21 protein-coding genes are annotated in these 24909 nt (G+C 46.0%); 7 read left to right on the plus strand and 14 right to left on the minus strand.

Annotation, left to right across the window (positions count from 1 at the left end):
- Positions 1-343 precede the first annotated feature (343 nt).
- The 14 genes from A5320_RS21115 to A5320_RS21195 all read right to left on the minus strand — a co-directional run bounded on the left by A5320_RS21115 (position 344) and on the right by A5320_RS21195 (position 13251).
- Positions 344-766 carry a hypothetical protein gene (locus A5320_RS21115; protein ID WP_068069927.1) on the minus strand — a complete coding sequence of 141 codons (423 nt, stop codon included), beginning with the start codon at positions 764-766 and terminating at the stop codon, positions 344-346.
- Positions 767-1797: 1031 nt separating this feature from the next.
- A complete protein-coding gene (locus tag A5320_RS21125) occupies positions 1798-3270 on the minus strand; it encodes a coiled-coil domain-containing protein (protein WP_068069931.1) in 1473 nt (490 codons plus the stop codon).
- Between the two features lie 441 nt (positions 3271-3711).
- Positions 3712-4287, minus strand: a complete 576-nt coding sequence (locus tag A5320_RS21130) for a DUF1415 domain-containing protein (RefSeq protein ID WP_068069933.1) — start codon at positions 4285-4287, stop codon at positions 3712-3714.
- Positions 4288-4298: 11 nt separating this feature from the next.
- Positions 4299-4529: a hypothetical protein gene (locus A5320_RS21135; RefSeq protein WP_068069935.1), complete on the minus strand. Its 231-nt coding sequence runs from the start codon at positions 4527-4529 to the stop codon at positions 4299-4301.
- Between the two features lie 382 nt (positions 4530-4911).
- Complete coding sequence (locus A5320_RS21145) at positions 4912-6066, minus strand: serine hydrolase domain-containing protein (protein WP_068069939.1); 1155 nt, start codon at positions 6064-6066, stop codon at positions 4912-4914.
- 340 nt (positions 6067-6406) lie between these two features.
- The gene (locus A5320_RS21150) at positions 6407-7012 is read right to left on the minus strand and encodes a DUF998 domain-containing protein (protein ID WP_082971962.1); all 606 of its coding nucleotides are present in this window, start codon (positions 7010-7012) and stop codon (positions 6407-6409) included.
- 33 nt (positions 7013-7045) lie between these two features.
- Positions 7046-7414: a hypothetical protein gene (locus tag A5320_RS21155; protein ID WP_068069941.1), complete on the minus strand. Its 369-nt coding sequence runs from the start codon at positions 7412-7414 to the stop codon at positions 7046-7048.
- A 101-nt stretch (positions 7415-7515) separates the two neighbouring features.
- Positions 7516-7887 carry a nuclear transport factor 2 family protein gene (locus A5320_RS21160; protein ID WP_068069943.1) on the minus strand — a complete coding sequence of 124 codons (372 nt, stop codon included), beginning with the start codon at positions 7885-7887 and terminating at the stop codon, positions 7516-7518.
- A 1007-nt stretch (positions 7888-8894) separates the two neighbouring features.
- Positions 8895-9263: a hypothetical protein gene (locus A5320_RS21170; protein WP_231916808.1), complete on the minus strand. Its 369-nt coding sequence runs from the start codon at positions 9261-9263 to the stop codon at positions 8895-8897.
- Complete coding sequence (locus A5320_RS21175) at positions 9244-9462, minus strand: type II toxin-antitoxin system Phd/YefM family antitoxin (RefSeq protein ID WP_068069948.1); 219 nt, start codon at positions 9460-9462, stop codon at positions 9244-9246. The genes A5320_RS21170 and A5320_RS21175 overlap by 20 nt, the downstream gene beginning before the upstream one ends.
- 225 nt (positions 9463-9687) lie before the next feature.
- On the minus strand, positions 9688-9924 hold the full coding sequence (locus A5320_RS21180) for a hypothetical protein (RefSeq protein WP_068069950.1): 237 nt from the start codon (positions 9922-9924) through the stop codon (positions 9688-9690).
- Positions 9925-10081: 157 nt separating this feature from the next.
- Positions 10082-10558 carry an energy transducer TonB gene (locus tag A5320_RS21185; RefSeq protein ID WP_197490241.1) on the minus strand — a complete coding sequence of 159 codons (477 nt, stop codon included), beginning with the start codon at positions 10556-10558 and terminating at the stop codon, positions 10082-10084.
- Positions 10559-10716: 158 nt separating this feature from the next.
- Positions 10717-11730: an aldose epimerase family protein gene (locus A5320_RS21190; protein WP_068069952.1), complete on the minus strand. Its 1014-nt coding sequence runs from the start codon at positions 11728-11730 to the stop codon at positions 10717-10719.
- 33 nt (positions 11731-11763) lie between these two features.
- Positions 11764-13251, minus strand: coding sequence for a sugar porter family MFS transporter (locus A5320_RS21195; RefSeq protein WP_082971964.1), 1488 nt, complete (start codon positions 13249-13251; stop codon positions 11764-11766).
- A gap of 220 nt (positions 13252-13471) precedes the next feature.
- On the opposite strand from A5320_RS21195, the gene A5320_RS21200 reads away from it, so the two are divergent.
- From A5320_RS21200 to A5320_RS21230, 7 genes are all read left to right on the plus strand, one after another.
- Positions 13472-14959: an MFS transporter gene (locus A5320_RS21200; RefSeq protein ID WP_068069954.1), complete on the plus strand. Its 1488-nt coding sequence runs from the start codon at positions 13472-13474 to the stop codon at positions 14957-14959.
- A 5-nt stretch (positions 14960-14964) separates the two neighbouring features.
- A complete protein-coding gene (locus A5320_RS21205; RefSeq protein ID WP_082971965.1) occupies positions 14965-16026 on the plus strand; it encodes a glycoside hydrolase family 43 protein in 1062 nt (353 codons plus the stop codon).
- A gap of 21 nt (positions 16027-16047) precedes the next feature.
- Positions 16048-18618 carry a glycoside hydrolase family 3 N-terminal domain-containing protein gene (locus A5320_RS21210; protein WP_197490244.1) on the plus strand — a complete coding sequence of 857 codons (2571 nt, stop codon included), beginning with the start codon at positions 16048-16050 and terminating at the stop codon, positions 18616-18618.
- 58 nt (positions 18619-18676) lie between these two features.
- A complete protein-coding gene (locus A5320_RS21215; RefSeq protein ID WP_082971975.1) occupies positions 18677-21331 on the plus strand; it encodes a glycoside hydrolase family 3 protein in 2655 nt (884 codons plus the stop codon).
- A gap of 657 nt (positions 21332-21988) precedes the next feature.
- Complete coding sequence (locus A5320_RS21220; RefSeq protein WP_068069956.1) at positions 21989-22705, plus strand: hypothetical protein; 717 nt, start codon at positions 21989-21991, stop codon at positions 22703-22705.
- A gap of 32 nt (positions 22706-22737) precedes the next feature.
- Complete coding sequence (locus A5320_RS21225; RefSeq protein ID WP_157606191.1) at positions 22738-24171, plus strand: SIR2 family NAD-dependent protein deacylase; 1434 nt, start codon at positions 22738-22740, stop codon at positions 24169-24171.
- Positions 24172-24592: 421 nt separating this feature from the next.
- On the plus strand, positions 24593-24889 hold the full coding sequence (locus A5320_RS21230) for a hypothetical protein (protein WP_068069960.1): 297 nt from the start codon (positions 24593-24595) through the stop codon (positions 24887-24889).
- Positions 24890-24909: the final 20 nt, after the last annotated feature.

Here is a 24909-nt window from a genome sequence, read left to right on the forward strand (position 1 = left end):
TCAGCTTGTTTAAGGATTGCCATGATTTGGCTATCGGTGAATTTTGATGTTTTCATAGTGAATCTCCTGCGTTTATGTTACGAGAAAATTCTACTTTTGACGTCAGTTAATTTGAGGGGGGATTACCTTTCACCAGTAACTTACCACTCGTTGCAATTTTTGCGCACCATAACTTGCACCCGAACGTACCAGCAATTACCAAGGATAAGTCATGTGCTGCTTTGAGCGAGTTTCGGACTTTAACACGCCGTAGAAGGCGGAAACTGCTTAGCTATAATTTGCGACGAAGGAGCGTAAGCCAAGCTTATTTCGTCCTCTTTTATGACAGCTTGTTAGCTTTTACTTACTCGAAACCATGCTCACTCATTTTAATAACGGTGGTTGTTTTCTGGGTATTCCCATCAACTGTCGGTAATTTTGCAGTTATCTGATACTGGTTAGAAGATGAGTGCAGCACCCAAAAATCCTCATTCGGTATTTTACGTGTAGTGATAGCTCCATTGTGAAATTTAGAAAGTGCTTTAGCAAAACCACTTTGAATACCCTGATCAAAAGCACTTTGGATCAGATCGTTTATACTCTTATCAGCATTACCGCCAGAGTCTATTGCAAGTTTGATTTTCCTAATTAAGTCTGTCATTTTTTCTGTTGGGGTTTCACCGACAGAAGATATTTCTGTTTCTTCTTGAAGAATACCAATCCATTTGTTCATAGACTCTGAGCGAGCTTCTGTTAATAATTGGTTTAACGACTTTTTAGATTGCATTTTAACTACCTTGTTCGAGTAAGAGCTAACTCTCAGCTAACGGGCAGTAATGCAGCGGCATAATCGCGAAGCGCTGCTGCTATACTATCCCAGTGTGGCGTGCAGCGGCACACGTGTTAAGCGTTTTGCTATATGCCATGCTAGTTTGAAAAAAAGGAGAATGTTTTAGTCCAATTTTCATACGTTATAGTCGAATACTCTATTGCTTGAGAATAGAAAAATACAATAATAAAGAAACTTATCACTGCTCCAAAGAACTTTTTTAGCCCCCCATCAAAAGAAGTATAGAACGCTATTCTTGTAAAAAACGAAGCAAGTGAAATTCCGCATAGTGTAAAAAACCATAGTTCAGATTCGAAATAGACAATAGCAGAGCCGAAAACGAAGGCGAAAAAGGTTCGGACTAATGAAATCAATAACTTGTCCTTTAGAGAGTCTAAGAACGGCAGGTCGATGTTGCCAAATAATAGCGGTGTTAAGATTATCGATGTGCCAAAAGCAAGTAATGCATTAAAAACCGGGTCGTCCGAGGGAACTCCCGCCGGATACATAAGAAGGGGAAACAAACAGATTAGTGTGAGCGGAAGAATAATCCACCATTTACCAGGTTTGAAAACGTTTCTTGGATCTGCACTTAATACCCACAAAAAGTAGTAGATACTTGAAGGTAGGACAAAAAGTATTAATAACCCCATTCGCAGCCTCCTTTGGCATATAACAACTTATTATTCACATCATGAAGGTATAATCATACTGAGGGATCGCCACAAATTTCGCAGGAATATCATAACCTTATTTTCCTGACATTTTTCCAGTCCTAATATGCCGCCCATGCTAGGATTTGCCTGATGGCTGCGTGAATTTCCTTTGCTGTAATGTTCACTCTGGCCAGCCTGTGTTGCTACGGGGTCAAGTCTTGACTTTTGCCCTATTGAGCCATTCAACTAAAGGCAAAAAGCAAGACTTGCCCCCGCATCTACTTAATAAAATTTTAAATGTCACTTCAATACGCCATCATAATCGGATTCAATCTACTTTTCAGGTTTGAGGAGTTTTTGCAATCCGTCAGGTGCAGATAGTAGTTTGTCCAATGCTTCGTGAATGGGCGATTTGTCGCCATGCTTCGTTTCAAGTGTTGTTGAAGCGTTGAAAGCTATAGCATCAATAGCTGACCTCAAAAGGTGCCGCATGAGGATGTTATCCTGTTCACCAAGCTGTTCAATTTGCGTTTTATAACTCTGGAAGGACTTGGCTAAAGCCTCTTTATGTGCATATTCCTGCTGAAGCCTCTGTGCTTCACTTCGTCTTTTCGATGCAAAAAATGCAAGCCAGATTACGGGTAAAGCAACTGGCAATTTATAAGCAAAATTGCTCCATAAATTTGTAAGATCTCGCAAATCAACCCAATCAACACCAAACCAATATATGCGGTTCGTTATGGAAATAAATGAAATGAAGAGAAGTCCAAAAATCGATGCATAAAAAATGCGCGTATTATCAGAAATAGTTTTGTCGAAACTTAGTTTCATCTCGGAATATGCTGTGGTTAAACCTGCGCTTGTCGCGCCTGGGAGCAGAGTTTCAATCTCATCGTTTAAAGCTTTGTACCTAAGTTCTTGCTCATTTTTAAATTTCTCTAAATCTGTGCGTCGTTTTTGCAATTCGTCTTGAAGTCCGCCAACTAACACACCGTCTCCATCAGCAGACAGCTTTCCGAAAATTGAGTCATAGAACACTTTTAGTTCTGCCAAGTTTGTTTCAGCGTTTTCTAGTAACGCAGCTAATTGTGATGTGTTATCAGTAGCTTCAGTCAATGCACTCTGAATTTGTGTACTAATCGCTTCACCACGGCTATCGTCCGTAAAAAGCTCATCATGATATTCGTTAATTTCTGCGTAAACTTTGTTCGCATTTACTTCTAGATTACGGATTCGTTTTTGCAGCGAATCAACGTCAGTGTCTAAAAGTAACTCTCTGTGAAATGCTGAGATTTCGCCTTTTAACAAATTTATTTTTTCATTCGCGTTTTCAGCTTGCTGACTAAAATCGGCTAACTGTGTAAGAGTTTTATTCGCAAGATCGTGGAATTTTACCAATTGGTTATTCACAGTTCTTGCATATGCTGAAAAAGACCGGCTGGCTGCTTTTTCAGTAGCTGAACCTCTACCTAACACTGGGAGCAGTAGAGCTAAAACTTGGTCTAAATAAGTATTTGCACTATGAATCGAAGAGATTGAACTTCCGGCTATGTACTGTTTTACATATGCAGCAATATTTGCAAATTGGTCAGTCAGGTTAGCAAAATAATTCAGCGGTATAAGTTCTGGGTCAATTTGGCTTATGGACTCTTCGATATACTTTAACGCTTTTTTCAAATGTGCAATGTCAGTAATATCTTCAGGCAATGCTGTTTGGTGTGGTTCTAGCTCATCCGCGGCTGACAGGGAACTGTTTAATTGATCTTTAAAAGCATGCTGTTCAAAATTTCGGCTCCAACGACTCATAATTTTCCTTAATATTTCACCTTGTTTAATGAACCATGCGACAAAGACTAACTTGCCATTGTTAATTCCGTTCTGTTTACTCGAATGCTGGTAGCGTTAATCTAGCAAAAATATTTTTTAGATATGGCAATTCGCGCTCATCACTCACTGTTAAATATTATTACCAAAATTATTGTATAAGAATTGGTGACACATTCAAACTAGGCAAACAATACCTTTTAGGAACTTGGGTAGTCCTAAACTCCGCTTTCAGTGAAAAGCAGCAATTTAATCGACTTGCAGTGAATTTCCGCTTCTGGCACTCTGCTACCTTTGGGTTAGTGGTAAGGTGGTTGCAACTACTGGTCGGGTCCTCTGCAACAAGTGGTAAGGAGCGATTGCAATTGGGTGGTAAATTAAATGCCATTTATCAATGAAGCTAATAACAAATACGACGGCTCCCTACCGCTTCAGCAGGCTCTCAAATAGTGCCTGTAGCTTAATGTGCCCCAGACTATTCATCAGCGCCACGTTGCGTACTGGAACTTGATCGACATCAGGATAGGCCGCAATAGCCCGCTCCAGACTCGCCTCCCGAATAATATGCAACAAGGGGTAGGGAGAGCGATTGGTATAATTCTCTGCATCGTCCGGATTGGTGCCGCCAAACTGGTAGTCTGGATGGAAACTGGCGATTTGATAGATACCTTCCAGTCCCATTTCCACCAGGAGTCTATCGGCATCACTCAAAAACTGATTGTAGGCATAAAAGTCCTGCAATACATGGGCGTGGATCAACAGCGTCGTTTCCACTGAAGGATCACTGTTGAGCAATTCCAACTCCTCTTGCAGCGACACCAACAATTGCTCTTCTGTAATCGCCGCTGTGGTCGCAAAGCGCACCCGATTGTGCAGCATCTCATACTTGGCAAATGGGCAAAGATTCATGTCCACGACAAAAGTGTTAACCCACTGCCGTACCGATAGCACAGTTTCTTCGTCATTTCGAAGTTCAATTGATGGTGATGCTTTTTTCATTTTGCTCTCATTCACACTTCAGCAGGTTTCTGCGAGTTCTTGACCGGAAATATATACCCAAACAACTTGAAGATGCGGATTTCAGCGGGAGATAAAAGAACTTGAGGCAAGGCAGCGTTTGGAAGCTTTGGTTGTTCCAAAGCGACAAGCGCTAACGCGGCATCAAGGGCTTTTAGCCCCGTCCGGAGGAAGCTGCGGTACTGTGCGGTCTTCGCTTGTGCGACGCAGCTCTGGAAACGCATCTTCAGGTTGCTTGGGTATAAAATGCATCAGGGATCCCAGCAGGAAACTGCATGCCAGAACAACTGGTACTGCAGCATACGCAAGGATATAGATGAGACCACCGGCTCCCTGGGATCTGGCTGGAGCACAAGGCTCGATGGCGATTATATAATGAATGGGTGTCCAGAGTATGCAAACAAACAGAGTCGTCAAAGGGAAACGCGAGAAGGCCATAAGGATGCCAAACACCAGCACAAGAAACGAGGTTATTGGCTCGGGATAACTCGCAGCACAATGCCCCACCCATCGGGGAAGCGTAATCGCGGACAATATGCATCCGATAAGGGATACGATCGCAATGATTTTTCCGGTACGTCTATACATGCGTAAACGCCTACCGTTTTAATCAGCCGACGTGTTAGCGGTCGACTGTATTGAATTGTTAGGTAATTCTGCACCATCGCCAAGCAGTTTTGGCAAAATGTGATTCCTACTTAACCTATGGTGCGTTGCATTTTTATATTTATCATCATGTGCATTTAACAGCAGAACGATCAAAAGATCTCTATTTGGGACAAACTGGATCAGAGCGGTATAGCCGTAGTCAGTGCTGCCACCCATCTGAACAATAGACTCACCATTTACATTTATCTGTGCAAGGCTACCAAGTAACCATCGCTCGTTTGCTTCAATCAAAATAGAATTCGGCGTCCCAGCAGGAAATATCGTTCCATGCTTAAGTGCCGCGGACCAAGTAGCTAAATCATCAATTGAAGTCACCATACCCCCAGCTCCAATAAGTGCCCAAGTTAAGCCTTTTTCAAAGGTAGTTTTACCTGGAGCATTTCCCCCATATCCACGAGCCATGTTTTGGGTTGATAATCGTGAGTCATGGTAGAAACCGGTATTATTCAAATTTAACGGAGTGAGTAAATGATCCTGAATGTAGTCCTGAAATGGCTGACCGCTTGTTTTCTCAACAATTGCAGCCAAAAGGGTATAGGCTGCGTTTGAATAAGCAATTTTCTCACCCGGTTTGGCAATTAACGGCATCGCTAAAATTCGGCTTTCTGCTTGAGCTTTATCCATCAACTCAAAGTCAGAATCATTATGAAAATTATCCAATCCGCTTGAATGTCCCAACAACTGCTTGATTGTTATAGACTGCGACTCCATTGGGGCTGCCGGGTAAAAATTGCCAATAGTGTCAGAAAGTTGCAACCTTTTCTTTTGAACAAGTTGAAGCACCGCCGCTGCTGTAAACGTTTTGGCAATAGATCCCATATCAGAGATAGTGGCGACACTATTGTTTACAGAGCCTTTTCTGTCAGCGTAACCATAAGCGCTCTTGAATAAAACAGTATTACCCTCGGCAACCAGTACCAGCCCATCAAAAGTGCCTGCCAGATGCTCACGTTGGAGTTCATCAGCCAGCGTTGAGATCATTTTATTATCGGTCGCTATTAACGGTGTAACAGTTCTACACTCAGGAGCACTGCTACATCCAGAAAGCGCTGTAACAATTAAAATAGTGATCATCCGGTACATGGTATTCATAAGTTACCCTACGCCTTAATTTAGCGCGCAAAGCCGAGCAGCGGCTTATTTTCGCAGCCAGCATTTTTGCTAGCGATAAAATATTTTTGTTATGTTTTCATACTTTAGTGCGAACATGATGTATGACATCCAATTGAATATTATTCAGAATATCCTTTGCATTAGAAGATTCTAAGTCGAGTTCACACCAGCCATCAGTACCCATAAAGTCAACTTTCTCATACTTAATTTGATCAGATCCTTCAGAGGACATTACAACCCCAGTTAATCTGAAAATTCCGCAACTAGTGTGTATTCGGCTGATTGAGAATTTCTTCATGTTTTGACCAGTACATGACGCTTAAAGCAGCCGCGCGCTGTTAAGCGTCGGCTGCCTTTGCTTGTTAGCGACTATATACATTTGATAAGCAGCAACGCCGTACCACACCAAAGTAATTGCCACCCAAACTCTTTGAGTTATGCCTTTATATTCAACAGGCATAAAACCGTAGTTAAAGAACCAGAAAAACACTAGATGGACCAATGTAACTAAAATGGAAAAGTCTTGAAATTTCTTTGATGTATAGAAGTCTCGCATTTCTAGTGCGAACACCACAGGTACAACTATTAAGATGTTTGTTAACCCGTAAATATCATGCAAGGGGCTATGAAGGATAAAGATCCCAGCAAAGATCCATGTCATTCCGAATGAAAACATTGTTACAAAAGTGAACTTTGCCTTTGCAGTTGAAAAGCACACGAAAGCAAACAAGCACATGGACAGACCTATTAAAATGTCAGCCAATCGATGAGAGTATGCAAAAAATTCTGCTTCCAGCGCTAACTCACTAATACGTTGAGATGTAACACTATAGCCAGACACAAATAACCCAATGAATATATTGTAAAAAGCGAATACTGGAATGAGCATCGCTTGCTTTAACGCTAACAAATTATTTTTGCTCAACGGTTACTCCGAGCTTTCAAAGGTCGCGGCTTGTTAGGGCTGTATAGTAAAACACCACTTGTCCCTATTTGCATAAAACACCCAGTTTAGTTGTTTAGAAACCACGTAAACAAACAGAATGTCTGTAGTTTCCTGGAATTTTTTAAAATTAGGCCAATTTAAAACGAACGACTCTTCTAAACGCTTTTGGGCATTTGTTGATTTATAAATCCGTATAAACGTTTCAAAGGCAAAAACCTCTTGCCCGATGAGTCGCCCAAGGCATCGATTAAACTCATCCTCAGTGATCCAGCCATGATCAACAGAAATATTTGAATCTACTACTGTCCAGTCAGGACAGGTTGGCAGCAAGTCTAAATCTTGTTCAGTGTTAACAATCTGCGTTAAACAAGAAAAATCCATCCGTTTGCCTCGTAAGCCCTAACGCCCGCCACAAACGCGAGCAACTTGTTGCGAGTCGAGCCACGCAGTGGCGTTTTGGTGGTGATTGTTAGGGCAATAAGCTAGAACGGAGCGCATGTTGTCCCTTGATGATAAACCATTTGCCACTGACCGCTACGATTCTGCTGCCAGATTGAACACCTATGCGAATAAATTGGTGATGGTTGTCCAGCTTTTGACATCTTAGCTTTGTATAACAACTGAGCGCAGCCCAAGCCAAACATTCGTAACTCATAATTACTTGCAGTTATTTCAGGCGCAATCTCAGTTGGTAAACGCGCCAATACATTTGCCTTCCCAAAACGCGACCCTGAAGCACCAATTTCAATAAAGTCATCAGAGATTAGCTGAGCGAGTTCACTTGAAGAACTTCGAACATCAGGCTGGAAAAGATGCTCCTCCAACTCGATTAATATTTTCATCAAATTTTTCATTGGTGCTCCATATGCCCTAACGCCCCAAGCAGGGGATTTTGCGAGTGTTTGGCCGCTGGCCAGCGAGTAAAATTCCCGTTGACTTGGCTTGTTAGGTGCAGAACCCAAGTTATCTTCCGTTCCACTGATTATATTTTTCCAATATCATTTCTAGCAGCCACGAAACTAAAACATAGAAAGGTATATACAGTAACCCGCCAAAAATTAAACCTTGCATAAAATTCTGATAACTTTCATATGGCAAACAAAAGTAACCTACGAATACCAACCCACAAAGCAAGTTTAATGCAGCCTTAGTTCTCGTCTGGATTTTAGTTAACTGCCATAGGTTGCGAAGCCAAAATATAAATGGGATTGGTATTAAAAATATAAGAACTTCAGTACCCATAAACACCTAACAGTATTTTTTCAAAGGCAAGGAATCCGCAAGACAAAAATTCTATTGCCTTATTTCATGATTTTTACTCAAAAGAACTTAACCTTTAACCCATATTAAATCAACCAAGTGTCAACATATTAACCAGAATAGGTAAGTGCTGGAACGGTTTTGTGCCCGCAAGACGCGGGTTAAAAACTCAGAAGGAATACTGTAGTTAAAATCAGTTTTACTGTGGTTGGATAGCGTCGTCATTTTGGAATTATTTATTCACGAGCTAAGTTGAAAACGGTCATTCAAGAGCCGCCAGTGGCCGTTTTTTGCAATGATTTTGGCTGATCAATCGGAGGTCTACGGCCAGCCGTTACCGAGAAAAATGAAAATACTGCAATCGCTTTACCAGAAGGTAAAACCTGGGCAAACCGTGCAGTTAACCGTCAAGCCGGGTTTCCTTGGTTTGCCTTGGTATAACGCGAAATTGTGCTAGCCGTTGGCATAAGAGTTAGGTAAAGAATCAGCTTTTTGTTTTGCCAGTTTTTCTACCCGTATTTAAAGCACAACACGCGGCTATTAATGATAGTTGTGATGGTTTCAGCTATTGGCGTAGCTTTCTCAAAACCCTAAGCAGGGTTTAAAACAACAAATTCAGTTCAAACAGCAATTTGCACAGACTTTGCCGACTATCCATCACCAGTAATAATTCGATGCGCTGCTCTGCAGCATTTACCCTATAAAACAACAAATTATGATTATCGAGCTGCCATTGGCGGTAGTCGGGGATGCCAAGCTTTAGTAAACGTTCACAGATTGGAGCCAACTCTTCATGGGTTGGGGGTTGTGTGGGCAGTTGTTGGCCGATTTGTTGTTGGATGTCGGCCAGCTTTGTTGTTGCCAGCTGTTCACTGGCAGCGGCAGTTAAAAACGCTTTTAGCCGCTGTAGTGAAAGTTTAAACAGCGGCGACGCAACGATGATGTAGTGGTTATTCAAAGGCTTGTTCAAGAGTTAACGCCGCCGTTTGCAGGGATTTTTCCGACAGTTTCAGAATTTTCAGTAAGGCTAAAGTTTCCTGAGTGAAGGTGTAATCGTCGTACGATTGCACCACAAACGCCGGTTTGCCATTTTTGGTGATCAGCAACTCTTCATGGAGTTCGAGTGTATTGGCATGCTCTTTCAGGTAGGTAATAGTTTCGGTTTGCATAACCACCTCTAAAAAGTCTTTTTACAGATTGTTTTAGTCTCGCAGAACAATTTCGAGATTGCCAGCGAAGACTGCGGTTTTTTTGTTGTAGGGAGTAATACGACATTGGATTTAAGCAGAGGTTTTTGGTATCGGGTAACGTAAGGGCGCCATACCGACTTAGCTTTGGCGCGATAATTTATGGGTCACTGGTTGAATCAAAACAGCGCCGGAACAAGGTGGAATTTAGCCTTTTGTCCAGGCGATTTCGACACCTTCGCTTTCACCTACGGCTTGTTGTAACAAGCTGATCAGATGCTTGGAGCCACCGTTTTCAGCCAATAGATCAATCGTATCCAGGCAAATAAAATAATCAGTGTCGGCTTTGTGTTCTTCTTCCAGTTGATTAATCAGTACCTGTAAATCACGCTCTTCAACAGTGCCCAGATATGTACCGGTATCCTTGAGTTTCAGTGAAATCATAGAGTGTCCTGTTATTGTTGAATCACCTGCCAACTTGTAGACAGGATGTTGTTATTAAAACGTTCTGGATTCTCAGGAGGGACGCGTTCAGCCAGCTTCCCTAAGACCCGAGAGGAATTGCACGCGGCAAATAATAGTGTGGATATGTCATACCCATTTAAACGCCGGATCCAACAGCACTCGTGTTTGTTTTAGTACATATAGCCGTAGCTTCGGCTGAGTTTTTAACATCACTGACCATAAAATCGAGCTGTAAAGTTGTTAAAACCGGCTGTAAATTCTGGTTTGTTGCCGTGGGTGTGTAGCGCCAAGCTAAAATAGCTTCGATGGCATTTTGGTCAAAAACACCAGCCGGATAGGATTTAATCACTTTGTAATGGCTGACTTTGCCTTCGGTGTTAATGCCGACAGCCAGTTCAGTACAGCCGGAAATACCGTTTAGCGCAGCAGCTCTTGGATACCTGGGCTCTTTACGGTATTTCACTTGCCAATAATTTTCGAACAAGCTTTTTTTGGCAGGCTCTGAGAGATCAAGGTATTGAATATTGCTGTTGGCAGCGGATTGTGTCGCATCAATTGAGTGGCAGGCACTTACCGTGAAAATGCTTACCGTCAATATGAGGAGTTTTTTCAAAACAGCACCTTTTCCTTGGCAGTTTATGTTCCGTGACAGCACATATTGCTGCACATCTGCGAGTCCCAAATAAAAACAACTTTAAATTAAACTGATTTGTACCTAGATGCAACAACTGGTAGTTGTATCGGAACTATATCGAAAATCGAGCGCGCTGGTTAGCGCTTCGTCAGCCAATAACAAATCTTCGCACTAAAGGGTTGATCCGGTCGGGTGAACTGAAATGGGAAACATTTTTGGTTAGGGGAATCCGGGAAAAACTGCGGTTCCAGGCAAATGCCCTGGCGGGGTTGAAAGGCGCCACTTAAATGGTCGCCGGTGTACACTTGCAGGCCTGGATAGTCGGAGCTGACGCCGAGGGTGAGCAGACCGTCAGGGCTGGTGAGCTCGGCAGTTTGTTGTTGCAGGTTGCCGTGCACTACAAAATTGTGGTCCAGCTGAACGTCGCCAATCGCCTGGCGTTGACTGAAATCATAAGGGCTGCCACTAACTTTTCGCAGTTGGCCGGTCGGAATATTCTGGGGGTCGACTTCGGCGTAATAAGCGGCATGCAGCTGTAGCAGATGATTGTTGATGGACCTGGTTGCAGGATTGCTGGCGTTATCATGCGTTGACGATGCAGGCTGCTCTGGCGCCGCCAGATTAAAATATGGATGCAACGTCGGGCCAATGAGCGTGGGGCGGCTGCTGTTGGCTTGCAGCTCCACGGTTAAACAGCTTTGTTGTTGCACTACACCATCGGTCGATGTCACTGGACTCGGTTCCGACAACCGGTAACTCACCTGAAAATAGCTGGGGCCAGGATAACCATTGTGGCCGTCGGCCAATTCGCAGGTCAGCACCACGGCGTTGCTTTGCAGTTGCCGCAGGTTCCATTGTTGCTGCTGCAAACCCTGCTCGCCGCCGTGCAAATGATGCGGCCCTTCATTTTGTTGTAGCTGGAACTGCTGCTGATCAATGGTGATTTTGCCTTGACCAATGCGGTTGGCGTAAGGGCCGACCAGCGCGCCAAGGTAGCTGCGGTCGTGCAGATATTGTTGCGGTTGTGGGTAACTTAAAATAAGTTCGCGCCGCTGATCGCCAACCAAGGTCGACCAGCGTTGCATGGTGGCACCGTGGGCTAAAATCACCAGCTCGTCACCGGCCTGATTATTTAACTGAAATAGCTGCATCTATGTGCTCCCGGGCTGCGTCTTGGCTGATTGTTAGCCCTGCATCTGTTCCAGTTCGGTACCCTTGGTTTCATGCACCATTTTCACCACAAACCAAATCGACAGCAGCGCCCCCAGCGTATACAGGCCATAAGCACCGGCCAAGCCAACGCTCGCCAACAGCAGCGGGAAGGTCATGGTGATCAGGAAGTTACACACCCATTGCGACAGGCCGCTGACCGCAAGTCCAACACCACGCAGTTGATTCGGGAACATCTCGCCCAGCATCACCCACATCACCGGGCCCCAGGACAAGTTAAAAAAGAACACATAGGCATTGGCACTGACCAGCGCCACGATACCCCAGTCGCCCATCAGCAAATTGCCTTGGGCGTCCTGGTTTGCATTTAAAAAAGCCAGTACCATCAGCGCTAAAGTAACCGTCATCCCCACTGAGCCCCATTTCAGTAGCGGCTTGCGACCAATTTTATCAATCACCAGTAGCGTGAAAACACAGGCTGCGATACTGATACCGCCACTGATCACGTTAATAAATAAAGCATCCGCTTCGGAAAAGCCGACGGCCTGCCACAACACAGCGCCGTAATAAAACACCACATTAATGCCCACCAGTTGCTGAAAACTGGCAAGGCCAATCCCAACCCAGACAATTTTCCGAAGCTTTCCGGGCTTTGCAGCTGGATCTGCGCTATCTGCTGGGTTCAATAAATCGGCCAGTTTCGGTGGATGATCGGCATTTAACGATTGTTGAATTTCACTTAGTTTGCGACTGGCAGCGCTGGCGCCGTATAAGCGGGTCAGTACTTTGCCGGCATCGGCGGCACGACCGCGCAGCACCAGATAACGTGGGCTTTCCGGAATAAATAACAGCATCACTAAAAACAAGCAGGCCGGAAATAGCTCAATCCAGAACATCCAGCGCCAGGCTTCGAAATCCAGCCACAACATAGCGGTGGAAGCGCCTGCATAATTGGCCAACAAGTAATTGCTGACAAAAGCGATGAATAAGCCAAAGATGATGGCGATTTGCTGCAAAGTGGTGAGCATGCCACGATAGCGCGCTGGCGCAACTTCGCAAATGTAGGCTGGGGTGATCACCGAAGCGGCACCAACCGCCAGGCCACCGAGCACCCGGTAAATCACAAACTCAAGTGAGGTGACCGCAATCCCGGAACCCCAGGCACTGATGATAAACAACACCGCAGAAACCAGCAGTATGGTGCGACGGCCGCTGATATCAGCCCAACGTCCGGCAAAAAAAGCGCCGACTGCACAGCCAAGTAGCATGCTGGCGACATTAAAACCGGTGCCAACACTTTGCGAATTAAATGCCTGCTGTAAGCCATCGACGGTGCCGTTGATCACGCCGCTGTCAAAACCAAACAAAAAACCGCCAATGGTGGCGACCAGACTGATAAATAAAATAAATACTTTGTTTTCGGCCTGATGCTCGCTGGCGGCTTCAGCGGTCGTGTTTGGCGATCCAGCTTGCGCTGGGTCTGAGATTGAGGATTGCAACATAGTGGCTCCAATGGGGGTTGCTCTGAATTGCAGCATATGTGTAATTTGGTCTCAAAACAGCTGGCTTATTAAAAAACGTAATTCTGGCAGTACATTACGTTAATTCGCCAGAGTGACGAGCGAGGTATGGTAAGGGAAGATTAAGAGCAGATTAAACAGCAATATCACAAAAACTATAACAACAGCAGACAGATAGTCAGCAAGCAACAGGCAGGATTAGATGCAAACAGAAGTACATAAACTCTCGGTCACCGAAAAAATCGGCTACAGCCTGGGCGACCTTGCTGCCAACCTGATTTTTCAGACGTTGATGACCTTTCTGGCGTTTTTTTACACCGACGTCTACCAAATTCCGCCGGCCGCTGCCGCCACTATTATTTTCACCGGCGGTTTAATCGGCGCCTGTTTTAATCCAATCATGGGCATTATTGCTGATCGCACCCAAACCCGTTGGGGCAAGTTCCGGCCCTGGATTTTATGGACTTCGGTGCCTTTTGGCGTGATTGCACTGCTGGCCTTTAGCACACCCGATTTTGGACCTGATGGCAAAATCATTTATGCCTTTATTACTTACGTCCTGCTGGTGCTGGTTTATTCAGCCAATAACCTGCCGTATTCGGCGCTAAGTGGCGTGTTAACCGGCAGTATGGCCGATCGCAACAGCTTGTCGGCGTACCGTTTTGTCGCGGTAATGGTGGCGCAATTTATTATTCAGGCGCTGTTGCTACCGCTGGTGCTGATCTTGGGTGATGGTGATAAAGCCGTTGGTTTTGAAAACACCATGACCTTGTTTGCCTGGGTTGGCATTGTGTTTTTCCTGATCACTTTTATCACCACCAAAGAGCGGGTGAAAACCATTTCCGGCCAGACGTCCAGCATCCGGCAGGATGTTAGCGATCTGCTGAAAAACCGGCCTTGGCTCATCATGCTGATTCTGACTGTGCTGGTGTTTATCACCCTGGCGCTGAAAGGCGGCATGTATATTTTCTATTTCGAAAACTATTTAAGTGAGCAGCAGGTCGCGGTTTTTCTGGAAGATATTGGCTTTAACAGCTTTATTCTGGCGCTGAATAGCGGTTTAACCAGCATGGGTTTAACCGAGTTTTTGTGGCCAAAAGACGCCGCGACTTCAGGTTTTAGTTTGTTTAATGCCGGCGGCATTATCTGCATGATTATCGGTATTGGTTTTTCCAAACCACTGGCCGATCGCTTCGGCAAACGTGATGTATTTGCCGTGGCGTTGTTTATTTCCACCTTGTTTATTCTGGCGTTTTATCTGTTTCCGTCGGATGCCATCGGCCTGGTGTTTTTGTCGCAAATTCTGCATGGCTTTTTCTATGGCATCACCATTCCGCTGCTGTGGGCAATGATTGCCGATGTCGCGGATTATTCGGAATGGAAAAATAACCGCCGCGCTACCGCCATTATTTTCTCGGCGATGATTTTTGGTCTGAAATTGGGGCTGTCGATTGGCGGTGCTTTGGTGGCCGGTATTTTGGCGCAGGTTGGTTACGACGCGCAGCTGGCCGTGCAATCCCCGGAAACCATCCATGGCATCAAACTCTCAGTTAGCCTGTATGCGTCACTACCGTTTTTATTAGGCGTTGGCTGCGTGTGTTTGTATGAGATTAATAAACATAAAGAAACCCAAATCGAGCAGGCGCTGAACGAACGTCGCGCCGCTGCCGGTTTGGCGCAAGTGGAGTAAAGGTGATGGCTAATTTTCCAGAAACAACGGCGCAAGATGAAGCAGAGGCCGCAGTTCCAAACGAGCCGCAGCCGGATTTGCAGGCACTGAAAAGCAAAGCGATTTCGCAGCCGCTGGTCGAGCATATTTACACCGCCGATCCATCGGCGCATGTATTTGATGGTGTCATTTATATTTATCCATCGCACGACATCGAAGCCGGTATTCCGTTTAACGACAACGGTGACCATTTTGGCATGGAAGATTATCACGTGTTATCGATGGCAGGCCCTGATGCGCCGGCGGTCGACCACGGGGTGGCTTTGCATATTAAAGATGTGCCCTGGGCCGAGCGGCAAATGTGGGCGCCGGATGCGACTCGCAAAAACGGCAAATATTATCTCTATTTCCCGGCCAAACGCCCGGACGGCATTTTCCAGATTGGCGTCGCAGTCGGTGATTCGCCGATTGGGCCTTTTCAAGCCCAGCCAGAACCCATTCAAGGCAGCTATTCGATTGATCCAGCCGTGTTCGAAGACGATGACGGCCAGTTTTACCTGTATTTCGGCGGTATTTGGGGCGGCCAGTTACAGCAATACCGTAACCATCAGTGGCATGCCGATCATGCAAAGCCAGCCGCCGATGAGCCAGCGCTTGGTCCGATTGTGGCAAAACTACAGGACGATTTACTGGAATTTGCCGAAACTCCGCGGGAAATTCAAATTCTCGATGAGCAAGGCCAGCCGCTGCAAGCCGGTGATACTGACCGACGCTTTTTTGAGGCGTCCTGGCTGCATAAATATCAGGGCACCTATTACTTTTCCTATTCAACCGGCGATAGCCACTTTTTGTGTTATGCCACCGGCGATAATCCGTATGGGCCTTTTACCTATCAGGGCCGCATTCTGGAGCCGGTGGTTGGCTGGACCACCCACCATTCAATCGCTGAATTTGAGGGTAAATGGTATCTGTTTTACCACGACTCGATTTTATCCGGTGGCGTCACGCATTTACGTTCGGTGAAAATGGCGGAAATTCAGTACGACGCTGACGGCCGCATTCAAACCTTAAAACCTTACCGTGATTAATCAGCCGCCGGAGGCATGAGCATGGGTAAACCGATGATCACCGCTGTGACTGCAGCAGTGCTGAGTTGTGGTCTCGCTGGCGGTTTCACCAGTGGTCAAAGCCTCGCGGCGGGCACTTTGCCTTATCAAAACGCCGCTTTGCCGGTAAGCGCCAGAGTTGACGATTTAATCAGCCGGATGACGCTGGAAGAAAAACTGGCACAGTTGCAGACCCTGTGGCACCAAAGACGGGCGATGGAAACATCCGCTGAGCTTGGCGATGACGGTTTACAGTTTATCGCTGAAGTTGCGGCGCAAAAGATGCCGCTGGGGATTGGCCATATCGCCCGGCCCAGTGAATTTAAAACGCCGCGGCAAACCGCTGAATTTAACAACGCATTGCAGCGCTGGCTGAAAGAGCACACCCGGCTCGGTATTCCGGCATTAATGCACGAAGAAGCTTTGCATGGGTATGTGGCTTTTGATGCCACCAGTTTTCCGCAAGCGATTGCGCTGGCCAGTAGCTGGTCGCCGCAGGATTTGCAGGCCGTATATGCGCTGGCGGCCAAAGAAATGCGGGCCACCGGCGCGCATTGGGCGTTAGCGCCGGTGCTGGATATTGCCCGCGATCCGCGCTGGGGCCGGATTGAAGAAACCATGGGTGAAGATCCTTATTTAATGTCGGCGCTGGGTGTGGCTTCGGTCAGAGGCTTTCAGGGTGATGTTGGTGTTGAAGGCGCTTTTGCCGCAGATAAAGTGGTGGCGACATTAAAGCATCTGACCGGTCATGGTCAGCCCTCTGCCGGGGTCAATATTGCACCGGCGCAAATCGCCCCGCGTGAACTGCATGAAGTATTTTTGCCGCCCTTTGAGGCTGCGGTGAAGCTGGCGCATGCCGCCAGTATTATGCCGTCCTATAACGAAATTGATGGTATCCCTTCTCATGTGAATGGGCCGCTGCTGAACGATGTGGTGCGCAAACAATGGGGCTTTCGCGGCGTGATGGTCAGCGATTATTTCGCCATTCAGGAGCTGAACAGTCGTCATGGTTTGTACGCCAGTGATGCCGAAGCCGCCAAAGCTGCGCTGTTAGCCGGGGTTGATATGGAAACACCGGATCCAAAGGCTTATCCAAAATTACTGGAACTGGTAAAAACCGGCCAGCTATCGGAAAAAGTAGTCGATACCTCAGTTCGGGCGGTGCTGACGCTGAAGTTCCGGCTGGGACTTTTTGAAAACCCTTATGTCGACGCGTCCAAGGCTGATGGGTTGGTCGGAGCGCCAGAGCAGCGAGTGTTTGCCAGAGAGATGGCAGAGAAGTCGCTGGTCCTATTGAAAAACGATGGTGCCTTGCCGTTTAACATAAGCAATATCAAGAAGTTGGCAGTGATTGGCCCGCACGCTGATGAAACTTTGCTGGGTGGGTACAGCAGTATTCCACGGCAAACTGTCAGTATTGTTGCCGGGCTGCAGACGAAGTTACAGGGCAAAGCCGAAGTCCGCTTTGCTCGCGGCACGGTTTTAACGAAAACGGTTGCCAGCAAAGTTTCGGACAATGCAGCAATCGCCAGCACAGACACATCCACCACTGCAATGCTGCAGGCGAAAGCCGCCGCCAGATTGGCTGAGCGAAGTGCCACCGCCGGTACTTTTTCGATGCAACGCTGGAACGAGGATGGCATTCAATTAACCAATGACGAGGACCGCCAGGGCTTGTTGGAAGAAGCAGTGGCTTTAGCCAAAACTTCGGATGCGGTGGTGCTGGTGCTTGGCGAAAATGAAGGTTTATCACGCGAAGCCTGGGCCGAGGAACATCTGGGCGATCGCAGCAGTCTGGAATTGGTCGGCAATCAGCTGCAGCTAGCACAAGCCGTATTGCAGGTGGCCAAAGAGACGGGTAAACCGCTGGTGTTGGTATTGAGCAATGGCCGGCCTTTGGCGTTAGGCGAGCTCGCTGACTCCATGCCTGCGATCATCGAGGCTTGGTACCTGGGGCAAGAAACCGGCGCTGCAGTTGCCAATGTGCTGTTTGGTGACGTCAATCCATCCGGCAAATTGCCTTTGACTTTTGTCCGTAGCGCTGGCCATATCCCAGGTTTTTACAATCATAAACCTTCAGCTAAACGTGGTTATCTGTTTGACGACATCAGTCCGCTGTACCCTTTTGGCCATGGATTGAGTTACACCCGATTTGACTACAGCGATTTGCAAATTGTCGAAAGTGCCAAAGGTGCGGTCGCCAACAGCGAGGTCACAGTGAGCTTTCGGCTGAAAAACAGCGGCAAGGTGTTCGGCACCGAAGTGGTGCAGTTGTATATCAATGATCCGGTGGCGAGTATCACTCGGCCGGTGAAGCAGCTGAAAGCCTTTGCCCGAGTGGATTTAAAGCCGGGGCAGCAAGCGCTGGTCAGTTTTAAAGTGCCGGTCAACCTACTGGCTTTTGTCGACAGCCAGCAAAACTGGGTGGTGGAACCCGGTGCAATCAAGCTGATGATTGGCAGCTCATCGGCTGATCTGCGCTTGCACGGCAGCTTTGACATTGATGGCGATCTCACGGATGTCGGTGCGCACAAAGCGTATTTGAGTACCGTGGATGTCCGATATGAACAATAAACGGCGGCTGTCCGCAAAGCAGCACATCGCAAATCATCAGCCAGAAGGAGCACAAGACATGGCCATCGCAAACGAATTAAGTACCGGGTTATTGGTATTGTCCTGCACTTTTGCTTTATCCGGTTGTGAACAGCCGACCGGGTCATCACCCACAGAAACCAAGAGTCAGGCCACGACCACCACCGCTGCAGCCGATCCAGTTGCTGTGGAAAAACCAGTAGCTGCCGAAAAACCAGTGATCGACGCCAAAAACTGGCCGTTACAGCCATCGCCAATCGCCCGCACCCCAGCCATTGAATCCAAAATCAGCACTTTATTGGCGCAAATGAGCGATGAACAAAAAGTAGGGCAACTGATCCAAGCGGACATCGGCTCGGTGACGCCAAAACAGGTGCGTGATTATTATTTGGGGAGTGTCCTCAACGGCGGTAACTCCGCACCCGGTGCCGATAATCGAGTCGGCGCGAAAGCCTGGCTGGAACTGGCCGATGCCTTCTGGCAAGCCAGCACCGATACCAGTGATGGCCGGCCTTATATTCCGGTGATGTGGGGCACCGATGCCGTGCATGGTCACAGTAATGTCAAAGGCGCGACCATTTTTCCACATAACATTGGCTTAGGCGCGATGCGTGAACCGGAATTGCTGCGCAAAATCGGCCGGGTGACGGCCATCGAAATGCAGGTCACCGGGCTGGATTGGACTTTCGCGCCAACCATCGCCGTGGTGCGTGACGACCGCTGGGGGCGCACTTATGAATCCTATGGTGAAGATCCAGCGCTGGTCGCATCTTATGCCACCCATATTTTACAAGGTATTCAAGGGGTTCCGGGTACAGCCGAGTTTTTACGTGGTGAACATATGCTCGCCACGGTAAAGCATTTCCTCGGCGATGGCGGCACCGTTGACGGCAAAGATCAAGGCGATAACCAACATACCGAATCAGAACTGCGGGACTTGCATGGTTTGCCCTATTACAGCGCCATTCAAGCCGGGGCGCGGGTGGTGATGGCCTCCTACAACAGCTGGTTTGGCGAGAAAATGCATGGCTTCCAGCCGATGCTGAGCGATGTGTTAGTCGGCCGGATGGGCTTTGACGGTTTTGTGGTCGGCGACTGGAATGGCCATGGCCAGGTCAAAGGCTGTACGCCAACAGATTGTGCCGCGTCACTGAATGGCGGTTTGGATATGTTTATGGCGCCGGATAGTTGGGAAAAGCTCTATCACAACACCCTGGCGCAAGTAAAAGATGGTCGGATTCCCAAAGCGCGGCTGGACGAAGCGGTCAGCAGAGTGCTTAGGATCAAAGCCGAAATGGGATTATTTGACGAGGTGCTGCCGTCAAAACGGCCACTTGCGGGCAAGTTTGAGCTAATGGCGAGCTTTGATCATCGGGCTGTGGCGCGGGAAGCCGCGCGTAAATCGCTGGTGCTGCTGAAAAACAATCAACAACTGTTACCGCTCAAAGCCAATAGCAAAGTGTTAGTGGCTGGCGATGGCGCCGACAATATCGGCAAACAAAGTGGCGGCTGGACGCTGAGCTGGCAAGGCGCCGGCAATAAAAACAGCGATTTCCCGAATGGCGAATCGATTTATGCTGGCATCAAAACCGCGGTGACTGCCGCGGGTGGCACGGTTGAACTAAGTGAAAATGGCCGTTTTGCTGCTGATGCAAAACCAGATGTGGCGATTGTGGTATTTGGTGAAGATCCATATGCCGAGTTTGTCGGCGACCGCGCGCATCTGGCGTTTGACGATAGCCGTGGATTACAAATTCTGACGGAACTCAAAGCGCAGGGCATTCCAACGGTGACGGTGTTTTTATCCGGGCGGCCGCTATGGGTGAATACTGAACTCAATCAATCCGACGCTTTTGTTGCCGCCTTTTTGCCAGGCTCGGAAGGTGGCGCCATCGCGGACGTGCTGATCCGCGCTGCGGATGGCAGCATTCGCCATGATTTTCAAGGCAAACTGCCGTTCTCCTGGCCAGCAGATGCTACCGGCACACCACTGAATATCGGCGATACCAACTATCAGCCGCAATTTGCTTTTGGTTATGGATTAAATTATCAAGATCAAACCATAGTGGCGGCTTTAAGCGAAAAATCAGGCATTAGCGCCGATCTGGTGGTGAACTTCAGCCGCTATGTACATGCTGGCAAAGCGGTGAGTCCATGGCAATTACAGCTCATCGACGACGGGCAAGTGACGGTGGTGACTGATCCGCTGCAACAATCGGCCCAAGGCGCTGTCACGGCCAAAGCCACCGATCGCCTGCAGCAGGAAGATTCAGTGGTATTAAACTTTGTTAAATCTGCCAGCGTGGCGTTAACGCATAGCCAAAATGCCAGTCTGGACTTAGCCCGCCAAGCCAACGGCGATATGGTGCTGGAACTGGAATATCAGGTGCTGGCCCTGCCTGCGGCAACGGACAAAGCTTCTACGGACAAAAGGGCTGCAAAAATTCTGCTCGGCATGTTATGCGGCGACAACTGCAAAACCAGCCTCGATTTCAGCAACTATTTCAGCACACAACTGGGCAAAGGTTGGCAAAGCCTGAAAATCCCACTGCGCTGTTTTAGTCAGAACAACCCGGACTTTAAACTGACAGCGATCACCCACCCGCTGCTGATCGAAAGCCCGGCCGGATTCCAGTTACAACTGGCGCGAGTACGGTTGACTGAGAATGAAGGGCAAGGGGTGTGTGGCGGATAAACCCTTCATCCTTGAAGATTCGGTTTATAAACTGCTGATTGCATGGAACATCTGCCCTGATTGGGGCAGGTGTGGCTGGGCGGTTTTTTGACTATTGATCACGCCAATAACTCAACATGTTTGAACTCATCAAAACACAGCAACAGAGCAGCCTGCCAATCTTGATCGATGTCCACCACTTGGCCCTATTACCCACCAGTTTTATGCTCAATCTTGCCCAAGATTAAATGGTGTTGCAGTGGGGTTGTGCTGTTGATGCTGTAATCGATTCACCGTTTTAAAAAGCAATGTTGAAGCTAAGAAGTATTGGCGGTTAGGTACATTTTTTATTCTCGCAAAGCTTACTTTGTGCCAATAGCAGTCATTTACTAATACAGTTGATCAGCAGAATCTGACAGTATAATGTAAATTTGTTGTTCTATTGAGGAGTAAGCATACTGATCACCCTGCTGAAGTCAGCTTTTCTCGGGGTAAGTTTTAGATTCGAACATGAGGCGTTATCTGGGTTTTGAAGTCCTCCGGGTTATGGTATTTTTACTAATAAAGTGCACTACCAGCGCTTATCGCCCCAACGATGGATGGTATAAAAATGCTATAAGTACAGCACTCAAATGTTCGGATTTACTTTCATGATACTTGAATGAAAATGGAAATTTAATGACTAAACATCTACACATAGCTAAAAATTTGCAAATTGAACTACGTGAAAAGATTCAGAAGAAAACAGAAGAAAAATACGCGCGCGGTGAAGTTTTAGAAGTGCTATTAAAAAAATTTGCAACGAGAGTGAAAAGACAGTGCAGGAATGGAAAAAATTTACTACATGAAAGTAGCTGTGGTTGTAGATGCAACGATAGATATTGGAATGAGCATGGAGATATAACTAAAGCCTTAATGGAGGAGTTTGCAAAAATAACTAAAGAATCTGTTGAAATATATGGATTAGCAGGAAAAATTCATGATCTCGATTACCTGATGTATCCTCATGACTTAGAAATAGGTCGTGGCAATCAAAAGTTATCTGGATGTCATCCACTTCCTTTAGTAAAATTTCTAATAAGTTTAAATGTGGATCCTGAAATTTCCCTTGCGATTCTTGAACATGCGCCTCATTTGAAGCTGGAAAATACAACTCGGCTGTCAATAGCTTTATCAGCCTGCGAAGAACTTGCTACATTAATATCATTTAACAATGAAATCGTTCTCAGAGGTATTTCTGATTTGGCGAAAAAAATTTCCTGTAATGTCACCCCTAAAGTAATTGTTGACTCCCAAATTGATGGAGAGCCAAGAGTGTTTTCATCAGTAGAAGAGAGAATTAATAAACCACTCATGTACGCTTTTGAATTTATAAAGGACAGTAAATTAAATTGAATAGGGATCTAACTGACATATTACGTAACTCCTTGGCCGAAGATCGGCTCGTTATTATCACAGGAGCTGGCGTTTCAGCCGGCGTAGAGCGTTCTAAGGGAGGGAAATTACCAAATTGGGGCAACCTTGTTAGTAATTTGAAACACAGAGCAATAGGTAAAATGTCGACGATGGAGCCAAATAAAAAGGAGCTTTTAGAGCGACTCGCTCCAGAAAATGGACTCGAATTTGTTCATGGTGATGCATTAATTGAAGCCTCAGAAATAATAGAAAGTCTCGTAGATAAGGCTGATTTTTGTAAGTGGGTTGCAGAAGAAACAACAGAAGCGGAGAAAGCATGGGGGGCATGCCATAATAGCATTACAGCTATTGCCCCCAAGGGAATAATTACTTTCAATTATGACCGATGTCATGAAAACTCATTCGAAAGTCAAGGTGTACATTACACAAAGATGCTGCATTCTGAGTCTGGAGTTATGAGGGAATCTATTCGGAGCGGATTTAAGTCAAATCCTTTCATAATGAAAGCTCATGGGTGCGTTTCTAAGCCCGATTCTTTAGTTTTGACAAGTTCTTCATATAGGAAAATATTGAATGAAAGCCTTCAATATAGAGCATTTATGCAGCATGTATTGTCTAGGTATACAGTTCTTATCGTCGGCTTCGCTATCAGAGATAGGGACTTTGATCAGATTTTGATGACAATTGAACGCGATTATGGCAAAGGCATTCAAGATCATATAGCGATTATGAAGGATGATGTAAAAAATGAAAGTCAGTGTGACTGTAATGAGAATGGGAGAGCTAGAGTAAGAAGTGCTGCTGATTTTGCTGTTCTTGAAGCGAGATATGGCTTGCAGGTATTAAATGTTAAGGAGTATCACGAAATTCCAAATTTAATACTGAGTATTAAAGAGACTCCGGGCAGTATGGTGCATTCATTGATATCTGGTGTTATATCTGAAGACGGCGATGTAAGGAGCGCCTCAAGAGAAAAAGTTAGAAAGCTTGGTTCCATTGGCTTGGATCAGTTTGAGAAGTTGTTGGTTGAAGCTATAACAAGTGCGAAAGACCTTAAAAGTAAAAGTGAACTACTATATTGTGCTAGCTTAGTTAAATCAAGGAACCTAAATATAGTAAATATTCTTGTTGAACAAGCGATGTTTTACTTGAATTTTTTTATGGATAACGTTCCTCGATTTGTTTGTGATGACTCTTTGGAATGTATTGCGCACGCCTTGTTATCTCTAAGAAATTCAACAGTTATGTCCGAGGTTCGTCTTTTTGATATAACAAAAGCTCTTGGAGCTGATCATATAAAAGTGTGTGCGGAACGGGCCGATTCATACCTTGAGAAAGAAGGAAAACAAGCTAGAATTAAAGTGTACTTGGAGTCTGCTATAATAGAACTTAAGGAGCGCTCCTTGTACCATATAAACAAAAAAAGAAGTTGTCTTAATAACTGAAGGTAGATCGTATAATCAGCACAATTATTGAATTAAATGTATGAGTTTTTATTAAATCTCGACTTTTTTTAAATTTGAGGACGATGGTACCTACGTTCTAACAGCCTAATACAACGAGGTTCGCCAACTTCCGATTTTCGCTCATAGCGTAAATCAGTTCTGTGCCAGAAGCGGATACTTAATATTGCCGAATACAAAACCAAAAAATGATTTCAAAGCAAACCATGAGTTATTTTTTCGCGTCTTGCGGGCGCAAAACTTTCATTCCCGTTCCCTGAACCACAACTTATGTTTATATCTTGTTGAAGTTAGACAAAAAAGCGGATAGCTTAAAACACCAACTTTTATGAAAAAACGGCAGCAACTTGCGGGCTCTAAGCCGTTGGAAAAATGCTGTTATACATCATAATAGGTACATTTGATGAACAAAGATCAAGTTGAAGCTCATTCACTTTTTAATAGTATGCAAAAGACGCAAGTGCTATTAGATGAATTCGAGAAACTCCGTCCAAATTGGAAAGGAAGTATCATCAGATTCGCCAGCATGTTGCTCGGCATGGCCTTTATTTTATTCATGTACCCAGAAGTTGCTCAGCCACCTGTTTCGTATGTGTTCTTAATTCTGATATTTGGCATGAACTCAGAGTTACATTCTGAAAGCAAAAGAATTAACAAACGTATTGATGCGCTTCATAAGTTGTTGAAAGATGATGTATAACAAATCGCTACTGTCATGCC

This window comes from Rheinheimera sp. SA_1, from assembly GCF_001669775.1.
Lineage (GTDB): Bacteria > Pseudomonadota > Gammaproteobacteria > Enterobacterales > Alteromonadaceae > Pararheinheimera.